Here is an 11,687-nt window from a genome sequence, read left to right on the forward strand (position 1 = left end):
CGCTCAGCCCTTCATCATATTGATGTCGTCCACCGCGATGGTGCGGCGGTTGCGGAAATAGGTCACGAGGATCGCGAGGCCGATCGCCGCTTCCGCCGCCGCGACGGTGAGGATGAACAGGGCGAAGATTTGCCCGGTGAGGTCGTGCAGCTTGGCCGAGAAGGCCACCAGATTGATGTTCACCGACAGCAGGATCAACTCGATCGACATCAGGATGATGATGACGTTCTTGCGGTTGAGGATGATGCCCGCCACGCCCAGCGTAAAGACGATTGCCGCGACGATCAGGTAATGTTCGAGACCGATGACCATGATGTCGCTCCTCAGGGTACGGGGACGCCCGTGCGGGACGGGACTTGCTTGTTTTCGATCGCCGTCGCGCGGGTGCGCGCGTTCTGCGCCGATATGTTCTGGCGCTTGACGTTGGGACGGTGGTGCAGAGTCAGCACGATGGCGCCGATCATCGCGGTCAGCAGCACGAAGCCCGCCGCCTGGAACAGATAGACATATTGGGTGTAGAGCACCTGGCCGAGCGCGGCCGTGTTGCTCAGGTTTCCGGGCGTCGGAGTCCCGAGCGCGGCCTGCGGCGCGACCTGCCAGGCGCCGACCACCAGCACCAGTTCCGCCAGCACGATCGCGCCGATCAGGCCGCCGAGCGGCAGATGGCGCCGGATGCTTTTCTGCAATTCCGCGAAATCGACGTCGAGCATCATCACGACGAACAGGAACAGCACCATGACCGCGCCGACATAGACGACCACCAGCAGCATCGCCAGGAATTCCGCGCCGGCGAGCACGAACAGGCCGGCCGCGCTGACGAAGGCGAGGATCAGGAACAGCACGGAATGAACGGGATTGCGTCCGGAGATCACCATCGCCGCCGAGGCGATGGTGACGAACGAGAACAGATAGAAGAAAACCGTGGCTGCGCTCATGGTCCACCTGTGCGCCCTTGTGGGGGCTGGTTTCGTGTCGCCGCGTTTTTGCACGCGGCTGGAATTTTGGTCCCGCGCCTTGGCGCGGGTTTGTCAGCGACAAAGCTTCGCGCTTGCGCGAAGCGTCTCACCGATAAGGCGCGTCGGCCGCGAGGTTGCGCGCGATCTCGCGCTCCCACACGTCGCCGTTGTCCAGCAACCGCTGCTTGTCGTAGAAAAGCTCTTCGCGGGTTTCCGTCGCGAATTCCGCGTTGGGGCCTTCCACGATGGCGTCCACCGGGCAGGCTTCCTGGCAGAAGCCGCAATAGATGCATTTGGTCATGTCGATGTCGTAACGCGTGGTGCGGCGGGTGCCGTCATTGCCACGCGGTTCGGCCTCGATCGTGATGGCTTGCGCCGGGCAGATCGCCTCACACAGCTTGCAGGCGATGCAGCGCTCTTCCCCGTTGGGATAGCGGCGCAAGGCATGTTCCCCGCGAAACCGGGGCGATTGCGGGTTCTTCTCGTGCGGATAGTTCAGCGTCGGCTTGGGCTTCAGCAGATAGCGGAAGGCCAGGAAGAAGGTCGAGAAGAACTCCTTCAGGAACACCGACTTGATGGCGGCCAAAAGAGGCGAGGCTTTGGGCGAGGCTTGGGGAGAACCTTGGGGCGTGGCTTGCGTCATGTCAGAACCTCACTTCGCGGCCACGCCGGCGATCTCCAGCACCGCCGCGACCACGATCACGGCGACGAGGGACATCGGCAGGAACACTTTCCAGCCCAGGCGCATCAACTGGTCGTAACGGTAGCGCGGCACGAAGGCCTTCACCATGGCGAACAGGAAGAAGAACCATGTCAGCTTCAAGACGAACCAGACCACGCCGGGGACTTCGGTCAATGGCCAGATATTCGCGGGCGGCAGCCAGCCGCCGCAGAACAGGATCACCAGCAGCGCGCACATGGTGATGATCGCGACATATTCGCCGAGCATGAACAGCAGGTAGGGCGCCGACGAATATTCGACCATGAAGCCGGCGACCAGTTCGGATTCCGCCTCCACCAGATCGAACGGCGGGCGGTTGGTTTCCGCCAGCGCCGAGATGAAGAAGATCACGAACATCGGGAACAGCGGCAGCCAGTACCATCCCAATATGCCGTAGGGCGTGTCCTGCGCCTTGACGATATCGTTGAGGTTCAGCGAGCCCGCGCACAGCAGCACGGTGATGATGACGAAGCCGATCGAGACTTCGTAGGATACCATTTGCGCGGCGGAGCGCAGCGCCGACAGGAATGGATATTTCGAGTTCGACGCCCAGCCGGCCATGATGATGCCGTACACACCGAGCGAGGAGATCGCGAAAATGTAGAGCACGCCGACATTGAGATCGGCGATGGCCCAGCCGTCGCTGAACGGGATCACCGCCCAGGCTGACAAGGCCAGCGCCGCCGTGACCAGCGGCGCGAGGATGAACACGCCCTTGTTGGCGCCGTCGGGGATGATCGGCTCCTTGACCATGAACTTGATCATGTCGGCGAAGCTTTGCCAGATGCCCCACGGACCGACCACGTTCGGACCCTTGCGCAGCATCACAGCCGCCCAGATTTTTCTGTCCGCGAGCAGGTAATAGGCGATCGCCGTGAGGCCGAGCGTGATCAGCAGCAGACTTTTGCCGACAATCAGGAGGATCGAGAGCAGCAGGTCCATCGTTACGTCCTCATTCCGCCGCTTGCTTCAGCGCCGCGCTTTTGGCGAGCGCCGAACATTCGGCCATCACCTTCGACGCACGCGAAATTGGGTTGGTGAGATAGAAATCCGTGATCGGCGAGACCAAAGCCGCCGCGCTGATGTCGCCCGCCGGCAGCTTGAGCGCGCCCGCATCGCCCTTTTCGATCTGGTCGATCCCTGCGAAATGCGGGACCGCCCTGGTCAGCAGCGCGCGCAATTGGGCGAGCGAGTCGAACGGCAGCGTCTTGTCGAGCACGGCGGAGAGAGCGCGGAAGATCGCCCAATCCTCGCGGGCGTCGCCCGGCGGGAAGCCGGCGCGATCGGTCATCTGCACCCGCCCTTCCGTATTGACATAGAGGCCGGATTTTTCCGTGTAGGCAGCGCCGGGCAGGATCACGTCGGCGCGATGCGCGCCGCGGTCGCCGTGCGTGCCGACATAGACCACGAAGGCGCCCGGCTCGATGGCGATCTCGTCGGCGCCGACGAGGAAGAGCAGGTCGAGCGCGCCCGCCTTGGCCATGGCTGGCGCGTTCAGACCGCCCTGCCCCGGCACGAAGCCGATGTCGAGCGCGCCGACGCGCGAGGCCGCGTTGTGCAGCACGCAATAGCCGTTCCAGTCGCCCTTCACGCCGAGTTTGGCCGCCAGCGCGGCTATGGCCGGGCCGTCGTCGCGCGCGAAAACGCCGGCGCCGATCAGGATCAGCGGACGCTCGGCCTTGGCGAGAATTTTGCCGAAACCTTCGCCCTTGACGATATTTTGCAGGACGTCGGGGCTGTCGCCGAGATGTTCATAAGGATAGGTCAGGTCGTGCTGTTCGCCGATCACGGCGATGGGGAAGTCGCCTCCCTGCGATCCACCTTGTCGCCAGCGGCGGCGGATGCGGGCGTTGAGCACCGGGGATTCCCAGCGCGGATTGGAGCCGATGATCAGCAGCGCATCGGCCTGATCTATGCCCTCGACCGTCGCGTTGAACAGATAGGAGGCGCGGCCGTTGGCCGGATCGATTTTTGCGCCGTCCTGGCGGCAATCCACGTTTTTCACGCCGAGCGCGACGGCCAGCGCCTTGGCTGCGAACAGGTCTTCGACCGACGACAGATCGCCGCCGATGAACCCGACCTTTTCAGAGCTGGTCGCCTTCACCTTGGCCGCGATGGCGTTGAAGGCCTCGGACCAGCTCGCGGGGCGAAGCTTGCCGTTGTCGCGCAGATAGGGACGGTCGAGGCGTTGCAGCTTTAAACCATCGACGCTCTGGCGGGCCTTGTCGGAAATCCATTCCTCGTTCACCGCCTCGTTGAGGCGCGGCAGGATGCGGACCACTTCGCGGCCGCGCGCGTCGATGCGGATATTGGCGCCGAGCGCGTCGGAAACGTCCACGCCGGGCGTTTTCGAATATTCCCACGGACGGGCGCGAAAATTCTGCGGGCGCGGCAGCAGGGCGCCGACCGGGCAGAGGTCGGTGACATTGCCCTGCAATTCCGAGCGCATCGCAGTTTGCAGATAGGTGGTGATCTCCGAGTCTTCGCCGCGGTTGATGTTGCCCATGTCGGACGTGCCGCAGATTTCGGCGGTGAAGCGGACGCAGCGCGTACATTGGATGCAGCGCGTCATCTCCGTCTTCACCAGCGGGCCGATATATTTGTTTTCGACCGCGTTCTTGTTCTCGGTGTAGCGCGAGCGGTCGCGGCCGAAGGCGAGCGCCTGATCCTGCAAATCGCATTCGCCGCCCTGGTCGCAGATCGGGCAGTCGAGCGGATGGTTGATGAGAAGGAATTCCATCACGCCTTCGCGCGCCTTCTTCACCATCGGCGAATTGGTGAACATCACCGGCGGCTCGCCGTTCGGGCCGGGGCGCAGATCCTTGACCGACATGGCGCAGGAGGCCGTCGGCTTCGGCGGGCCGCCCTTCACCTCGACCAGACACATGCGGCAATTGCCGGCGACCGAGAGGCGCTCATGGAAACAGAAGCGCGGAATCTCCTTGCCCGCGGCTTCCGCCGCCTGGAGCAGCGTGTAGTCCGGCGGGACATCGACTTCGATCCCATCGACGATGATTTTCGCCATGTTTCTTCCCTTTGCGCCTGACGCGGCGGGGCGGTTGCGCCCTTCCGCCGGTCCGACCCTGGTCTGTTGCCTTAACACCGGCGGCGCCGATGCAAATCCCCGACTTTCCGGCGCCTACTGCGCCGCGACTTGCGCCGCGTCCTTGTCGGCGCGGGCTGTGTAGCTATCGATCCGCGCCTCGATGACCGGGCGGAAATGATTGATCAGGCCCTGAATCGGCCAGGCCGCCGCATCGCCGAGCGCGCAGATGGTGTGGCCCTCGATCTGCTTGGACACGTCGAACAGCAGGTCGATCTCGCTCTTTTGCGCGCGGCCCTCGACCATGCGCTGCATGATGCGGGCCATCCAGCCCGTGCCTTCCCGGCAGGGCGTGCATTGTCCGCAGCTCTCGTGCTTGTAGAACATCGAAAGCCGGGCGATGGCGCGGACGATGTCCGTGCTCTTGTCCATCACGATCACCGCCGCCGTGCCGAGACCCGATTTCAGCGCCGACAGCGAGTCGAAATCCATCGGCGTGTCGATGATTTGCGCCGCCGGGACGCAGCGCACCGACGAGCCGCCGGGAATCACCGCGAGCAGATTGTCCCAGCCGCCGCGCACGCCGCCGGCATGCTTCTCGATCAGCTCGCGGAACGGGATCGACATGGCCTCCTCGACATTGCACGGCGTGTTGACGTGGCCGGAAATGCTGAACAGCTTGGTGCCGGAATTGTTCTTGGCGCCGAAGGACGAAAACCACGCCGCGCCGCGCCGCAAAATGGTCGGGGCGACCGCGATGGATTCGACATTGTTGACCGTGGTCGGGCAGCCGTAGAGGCCCATATTGGCGGGGAAAGGCGGTTTGAGCCGGGGCATGCCCTTCTTGCCCTCAAGCGATTCCAGCAACGCCGTTTCCTCGCCGCAGATATAGGCGCCGGCGCCGTGGTGGACGATGATCTCGAAGGGATAATTGTGGATGTTCTTCTGACCGATCAGATTGGCCGCGTAGGCCTCGTCCACCGCCGCTTGCAGGCGCTCGCGCTCCCAGATGAATTCACCGCGCACGTAGATGTAGGCGGCGGACGCGCCCATGGCGAAGCCGGCGACCAGACAGCCTTCGACCAGCAGATGCGGGTCGTTGCGCAGGATTTCGCGGTCCTTGCAGGTGCCGGGCTCGGATTCGTCGGCGTTGACGACCAGATAGGACGGCCGGTTCGGATCGGGTTTGGGCATGAACGACCATTTCAGACCGGTCGGGAAGCCGGCGCCGCCGCGGCCGCGCAGGCCCGAGGCCTTCATCTCCGCGATGATCCAGTCCTTGCCCTTTTCCAGCAGGCCCTTGGTGTTGTCCCAGGCCCCGCGTTTTTTCGCGCCCTTCAGGCTCCAGTCGCCGTAGCCGTAGAGGTTCTGGAAGATGCGATCCTTGTCTTGAAGCATCGTCGTTTCCTTACTCTGCGGGATTTGCGGGTTGGGCGGCGGCTTGCGCGTCGCTCAGCGGACCGCTCTTGCCGTCGGCGCCGTAGAATTCGGTCAGCGCGGTCAGGCCGCCGAACGGCTCCGAACGCTGGCGGCCGTTTTGCGGGCCGATGTGCGTGGGGCGACCGGCGGCGAGATCGTCGAGCAGTTTTCCGAATGATTCGGCGTCGAGGTCCGAATAATAGTCGTCGTTGATCTGCACCATCGGCGCGTTGCAGCAGGCGCCGAGGCATTCCACCTCAAGCCAGGAGAACAGGCCGTCGGCCGTAACCTTGCGCTGGTGGCCGATGCGCTGTTTGCAGACCGCGACGATCGCGTCGGCGCCGCGCAAAAGGCAGGGCGTGGTGCCGCACAGTTGCACGAAATATTTGCCGACCGGCTCCAGGTTGAACATGGTGTAGAAGGTGGCGACTTCGAGCACGCGGATGTAGGGCATCCCCAGGATATCCGCGACCTTTTCGATGGCCTTTTGCGGCAGCCAGTAATCGTGCTGCTTCTGCGCCTTCCACAGCGCGGGGATCACGGCCGAGGCCTGGCGCCCCGGCGGATACCTGGCGATCTGGCTCTCCAGCCACGCCTGGTTTTCCGGCGTGAATTCAAAAGTTTCCGGCTGCTGCTCGGCGAGACGGCGGACGCTCATGGCTGCTTTCCATTGGATTCGCGCAGATCCTGAAACACGACATAGCCTGCGACGAGAAGCGCGCCGAGGACAATGCCGAGATCGGATTGCGGCTGGATCAGCGGCGCGCCGTCAAAGGCCCGCCAAACAAGAAGGAGGACGATCGCGGACCCGAAGCCGCTGATCAGGAAACGCGCGTTCTTGCGCAAGGATTCAAGCACGGTCATTGGACGCCTCCCCGAGCGACTCCGACGACAGGGAGTCGACGACGGATGAGATGATCCAGACGATCAAATGGCCTGCGATCAGGCTGGGAACGATCAATAGATCATGCCGGAGCGGCGCGAACCCCTCATGCCGAAACAAGACAATGACGGCTTCCAGCGCGACCAACAAGGCCGCGAATCGCCAGAGCGAGAAGCCGTCTATTTGCTTGCGAAACGCCGCGTTGAAAATCATCGGTCGACCTCGCCGAACACAATGTCCTGCGCGCCCAAAATGGCCGAGACGTCGGCGAGCATGTGATGGCGGCACAGCAGGTCCATGCCCTGCAAGTGCGCGAAGCCCGGCGCGCGGATCTTGCACTTGTACGGTTTGTCGGTTCCGTCAGACACCAGATAGACGCCGAATTCGCCCTTGGGCGCCTCGACGGCGGCGTAAACCTCGCCCTCCGGCGTGCGGAACCCTTCCGTAAACAGCTTGAAGTGATGGATCAGACTTTCCATCGACTGTTTCATCTGGCCGCGACGCGGCGGGGTGATCTTGTGGTCGGGCGTCAGCACCGGGCCTTCGTTCTCCGCCAGTGAAAGCTTTTCGACACATTGGCGCATGATGCGCACGGATTGTCGCATTTCTTCGAGCCGCACCACCTGACGGTCGTAGCAGTCGCCGTGCTTGCCGACGGGAATGTCGAATTCCATTTCCTCGTAGCATTCATAGGGCTGCGACCGACGCAGATCCCAGGCGACCCCAGAGCCGCGCAGCACCGGGCCGGAAAATCCCCATTTCCAGCATTCTTCCGCCGTGAGCACGCCGATATCGACATTGCGCTGCTTGAAAATGCGGTTTTCCACGAACAAAGCTTCGAGATCGTCCATCAGTTTCAAGAACGGATCGAGCCAGGCGCCGATGTCGGCGATGAGCGCGGGAGGCAAATCCTTCGCCACCCCGCCCGGGCGAAAATAATTGACGTGCATGCGGGCGCCCGAGGCGCGCTCGCAGAACACCATCAGCTTCTCGCGCTCTTCAAAGCCCCAGACCGGGGGGGTGAGCGCGCCGACGTCCATCGCCTGCGTGGTGACATTGAGCATGTGCGACAGCAGGCGACCGATCTCGCTATAGAGGACGCGAATCAATTGCGCGCGGCGCGGAACCGTCACGCCCAGCAGTTTTTCGATGGCGAGGCAGAAGGCGTGCTCCTGATTCATCGGCGCGCAATAATCGAGCCGGTCGAAATAGGGCACGTTCTGGAGATAGGTCCGCGATTCCATCAGCTTTTCGGTGCCGCGATGCAGCAGGCCGATATGGGGATCGACGCGCTCGACCACTTCGCCGTCAAGCTCGAGCACCAGGCGCAGCACGCCGTGGGCCGCCGGATGCTGCGGGCCGAAGTTGATCGAGAAATTGCGCATGTTCTGTTCGGTCATCATCCGCCTCAGATTTTCACTTCGACGCCGGTTTTGAGCATCTCGTCCCGCGCGGCGCTGAGCGCGCGCGGGATCACATAATTGTCCATCAGGCGCATGTTTTCATTCAAACGCGCGACCAGCAGCGGCAGTTTCCGCACCACCTTGGCGCCCATTGACGTCAGTTGGAAGGCGCGCAGCGCCACCAGTTCGTCCTTGTCCAGGGTTTCGAGCAACGTCAGCACGGCGGCATGGTCGAGCGCGTCCACATCCTGCGACAGCATTTTCTGCACGAAACAATCGACGAAGGCGGAGGCTTGATCCTCGCTCAAGCCGGGATTTTGCGCGCGGATGCGTTGATTGACGCTTTGCGCGGCATAGGGCGCGCTTTTCTGAATCAAGGCGCGCAGGTCAAGCGTCCCGGCATAGGCTTGCGCCGCGCCGACCGCTTCGGACTCGTAATTTTTCAGCTTCTCCGCATAGGTCTCGCCGGACTCCAGGGCGACCGCCGCGCCACAAAGCGCGAACGTCACGAGGACCGGCGGCAGAGAAGCGGAAAAGCCCATCAACCCTTGGTCGCCTTCTCGTCGCCGGGCAGCTCGTATTTGGCGGCTTCCCAGGGCGACTGGAAATCGAAGGAGCGGAACTCCTGGCTCAGCTTGACCGGATCGTAGACCACGCGCTTGCGCGCGTCATCGTAGCGCACCTCGACATAGCCCGTCTGCGGGAAATCCTTGCGCAAGGGATGACCGTCGAAACCGTAATCGGTGAGCATGCGGCGCAGGTCGGGATGGCCGGAGAACAGCACCCCGTACATGTCATAGGCCTCGCGCTCGAACCAGTTGGCGGCGGGCCACACATTGACCGCGCTGGGCAGCGGAGTCGTGTCGTTGGCGGCTGTCCTGACGCGGATGCGCAGGTTGGCGGCGGGGTCGAGCAGATGCACGACCACGTCGAAGCGCTGTTCCCGCGCCGGCCAGTCCACCGCCGTGAGGTCGATGAAGCTGACAAAACCATTGTCGCGCAGGTAAGTGAGCGATTCGATCCATTTGGACGAATCGAACGTCACGTTCAGTTCATCGTAAGCGATGGTCGCGGAGACAACCGCCGCGCCCAGACCCGTCTGGATTTTTTCCGACAGCGCCTGCAATCGCCCGAAAATTTCGGCGGGACCGGCGGCCTGATCGACCGCTTGTGTGGCGTCCGTCATCTCGACTCCCCTCGCCCGTTCGGGCAGATCGTTCTTGTCGCGGTCATCTTGTCGCAGTCAGCGTTCGATCGTGCCGGTGCGGCGAATCTTGCGCTGCAACAGCATGATGCCATAAAGCAGCGCCTCCGCCGAGGGCGGGCAGCCCGGCACGTAGATGTCCACCGGAACGATGCGGTCGCAGCCACGCACCACCGAATAGGAATAGTGGTAATAGCCGCCGCCGTTGGCGCAGGAACCCATCGAGATCACATAGCGCGGCTCGGGCATCTGGTCATAGACCTTGCGCAGCGCCGGGGCCATCTTGTTGGTGAGCGTGCCCGCGACGATCATCACGTCGGACTGGCGCGGCGAGGCGCGCGGCGCGAAGCCGAAGCGCTCGACGTCATAGCGCGGCATCGCCACCTGCATCATTTCGATCGCGCAGCAGGCGAGGCCGAAGGTCATCCACATCAGCGAGCCCGTGCGCGCCCAGTTGACCAGATCGTCGGTGGCGGTGACCAGGAAACCCTTGTCGGAGAGCTCCTCGCTGATCGCCAGGAAGGTCGGGTCGTCGGCGCCGACCGGCTTGCCCGTGCGCGGGTCGAGGATCCCGCGCGGTGCGGGCGCGATCAGCGTGCGATTGGGGGCCTGCCGTGTTTCGGGGGTCAATCCCATTCCAGGGCTCCCTTTTTCCATTCGTAGACGAATCCGACGGTCAACACGCCGAGGAACAGCATCATAGACCAGAAACCGAACACGCCGATGGTGCGAAACGCCACCGCCCAGGGAAACAGGAAGGCGACTTCGAGATCGAAGATGATGAACAGCAGCGAAACCAGATAGAAGCGCACGTCAAACTTCATGCGGGCGTCGTCGAAGGCGTTGAAGCCGCATTCGTAGGCCGACAGCTTCTCGGAGTCGGGCGCCTTATAGGCGAGGAGGAACGGCGCGACCAGCAGCGCTCCCGAAAGCGCCGTCGCTATGGCGATGAAAATCACCAGCGGCAGATAAGCGTTGAGAACCGACATAGGTTTGCCTTGTCTCCGTTTTGCTCTGGCTCTGGTTTCCGGCGCTCCGCTCTCAGGTCTCGCGACCGTCGGGAGAAGGCGCCCGGCAACGTGGTGTCGAGTGCAAAACCCTTGCCAGCGCAGCCGAATTGCTCTCGTTGCCTACCTTAGTGCGACAATACGCGCAAGATCGAAACGCGCGTTTAGAACTAAGGATGGGCACCGGCGGCCCCTCGCGACCGCCAATGTTCGGCGCCGCGGCGCCCACGACCCGCGACAGGCTCATGGTCGCGCGACAGGCTTTTGGTCGCGCGACAGGCTTTTGGCGGCTCCTCGGCCGATCCCGCGGCGGTCGCGCCCCGGACCGGAGCACGACCGCGCCCTGAATGCGCGCGCGCCGGGCTGTCCAATCCGACATGCCGCCGAATCGGAGGGTTCCGCGAGATCACGATCCGCGAAAGCAATCCGAAAAAAAATGCGCCGTCGGCGCGCGCATTCGTGTTCATCCCTCGCGGAAACGTCGCCCGCCCGATCACGCTGAGGCAGCATGAAATCCCCGCCATTGTCGCGGCCTGTTCCAACATCGACCATATCCTCGCGGCCTCGATGACATCCAACAGGCGATGGCTGAGGCGCGACGCGCCGTGCAGGAAGCGATCATCGCCATCGAGCACGCGCCCGCCAGACCCGCGCACGAAACAGACGCGTGGACGAAACAGAACGGTCACGCCTGATTCAGCAAGCGAAGAAACTTGCCGCCAGATGCAACTTTTTTTTGGGGGGTGTTTTCAGATGTGTTCGCGTCGCCGCGAGATTGCCGAATTTCCCACGCCAATATGTGGGAAATGGCGAGAGAGACGGGACTTGAACCCGCGACCTCCGGCGTGACAGGCCGGCGCTCTAACCAACTGAGCTACTCCCCCGCGTCTCCGGCGCGGTCACATGGACTTGCGTCGTGCGGAGGCCTGCGAATTAAGCCAGCGCGCCGTTCAAGTCAAGCGCCTGTGTGACGAGTTTTTGTCGGTTCTTGAATTTCGTCGCGCGAAAGGATGTGTTCGCCCCCTCTTTCCGCTTGGGGGACAGGGCTGGG

General features: G+C 63.1%; 14 protein-coding genes and 1 tRNA gene. All 15 read right to left on the minus strand.

Features of this window, described 5'->3' with window-relative positions; genetic code table 11:
* Nucleotides 1–3 precede the first annotated feature (3 nt).
* Nucleotides 4–312 carry an NADH-quinone oxidoreductase subunit NuoK gene (gene nuoK, locus CCR94_RS17725; RefSeq protein WP_104509174.1) on the minus strand — a complete coding sequence of 103 codons (309 nt, stop codon included), beginning with the start codon at nucleotides 310–312 and terminating at the stop codon, nucleotides 4–6.
* A gap of 11 nt (nucleotides 313–323) precedes the next feature.
* Nucleotides 324–935, minus strand: a complete 612-nt coding sequence (locus CCR94_RS17730) for an NADH-quinone oxidoreductase subunit J (protein WP_104509175.1) — start codon at nucleotides 933–935, stop codon at nucleotides 324–326.
* Nucleotides 936–1,062: 127 nt separating this feature from the next.
* Nucleotides 1,063–1,599, minus strand: coding sequence for an NADH-quinone oxidoreductase subunit NuoI (nuoI, locus tag CCR94_RS17735; RefSeq protein ID WP_104509176.1), 537 nt, complete (start codon nucleotides 1,597–1,599; stop codon nucleotides 1,063–1,065).
* Nucleotides 1,600–1,608: 9 nt separating this feature from the next.
* Nucleotides 1,609–2,619 carry an NADH-quinone oxidoreductase subunit NuoH gene (gene nuoH / locus CCR94_RS17740; protein ID WP_104509177.1) on the minus strand — a complete coding sequence of 337 codons (1,011 nt, stop codon included), beginning with the start codon at nucleotides 2,617–2,619 and terminating at the stop codon, nucleotides 1,609–1,611.
* A 10-nt stretch (nucleotides 2,620–2,629) separates the two neighbouring features.
* Nucleotides 2,630–4,702 carry an NADH-quinone oxidoreductase subunit NuoG gene (gene nuoG / locus CCR94_RS17745; protein ID WP_104509178.1) on the minus strand — a complete coding sequence of 691 codons (2,073 nt, stop codon included), beginning with the start codon at nucleotides 4,700–4,702 and terminating at the stop codon, nucleotides 2,630–2,632.
* Between the two features lie 114 nt (nucleotides 4,703–4,816).
* Entirely contained in the window at nucleotides 4,817–6,118 is a 1,302-nt protein-coding gene (gene nuoF, locus CCR94_RS17750) for an NADH-quinone oxidoreductase subunit NuoF (protein ID WP_104509179.1), read from the minus strand.
* Between the two features lie 10 nt (nucleotides 6,119–6,128).
* Nucleotides 6,129–6,797 (minus strand): NADH-quinone oxidoreductase subunit NuoE, encoded by a 669-nt coding sequence (gene nuoE, locus CCR94_RS17755; RefSeq protein ID WP_104509180.1) that lies wholly within the window; start codon nucleotides 6,795–6,797, stop codon nucleotides 6,129–6,131.
* Complete coding sequence (locus tag CCR94_RS17760; RefSeq protein WP_104509181.1) at nucleotides 6,794–7,003, minus strand: hypothetical protein; 210 nt, start codon at nucleotides 7,001–7,003, stop codon at nucleotides 6,794–6,796. Before CCR94_RS17760 ends, nuoE begins: the two co-directional genes overlap by 4 nt.
* Nucleotides 6,990–7,235: a hypothetical protein gene (locus CCR94_RS17765; RefSeq protein ID WP_104509182.1), complete on the minus strand. Its 246-nt coding sequence runs from the start codon at nucleotides 7,233–7,235 to the stop codon at nucleotides 6,990–6,992. Before CCR94_RS17765 ends, CCR94_RS17760 begins: the two co-directional genes overlap by 14 nt.
* A complete protein-coding gene (locus tag CCR94_RS17770; protein ID WP_104509190.1) occupies nucleotides 7,232–8,422 on the minus strand; it encodes an NADH-quinone oxidoreductase subunit D in 1,191 nt (396 codons plus the stop codon). Before CCR94_RS17770 ends, CCR94_RS17765 begins: the two co-directional genes overlap by 4 nt.
* Before the next feature lie 8 nt (nucleotides 8,423–8,430).
* A complete protein-coding gene (locus tag CCR94_RS17775; RefSeq protein WP_104509183.1) occupies nucleotides 8,431–8,967 on the minus strand; it encodes a hypothetical protein in 537 nt (178 codons plus the stop codon).
* A complete protein-coding gene (locus CCR94_RS17780; protein ID WP_104509184.1) occupies nucleotides 8,967–9,611 on the minus strand; it encodes an NADH-quinone oxidoreductase subunit C in 645 nt (214 codons plus the stop codon). The genes CCR94_RS17775 and CCR94_RS17780 overlap by 1 nt, the downstream gene beginning before the upstream one ends.
* Before the next feature lie 57 nt (nucleotides 9,612–9,668).
* Complete coding sequence (locus CCR94_RS17785; RefSeq protein ID WP_104509185.1) at nucleotides 9,669–10,265, minus strand: NuoB/complex I 20 kDa subunit family protein; 597 nt, start codon at nucleotides 10,263–10,265, stop codon at nucleotides 9,669–9,671.
* A complete protein-coding gene (locus CCR94_RS17790; protein ID WP_104509186.1) occupies nucleotides 10,256–10,618 on the minus strand; it encodes an NADH-quinone oxidoreductase subunit A in 363 nt (120 codons plus the stop codon). The genes CCR94_RS17785 and CCR94_RS17790 overlap by 10 nt, the downstream gene beginning before the upstream one ends.
* A gap of 825 nt (nucleotides 10,619–11,443) precedes the next feature.
* Nucleotides 11,444–11,520 (minus strand) — tRNA-Asp (locus CCR94_RS17800).
* Nucleotides 11,521–11,687: the final 167 nt, after the last annotated feature.

It is taken from the genome of Rhodoblastus sphagnicola (assembly GCF_002937075.1).
Taxonomy (GTDB): domain Bacteria; phylum Pseudomonadota; class Alphaproteobacteria; order Rhizobiales; family Beijerinckiaceae; genus Rhodoblastus; species Rhodoblastus sphagnicola.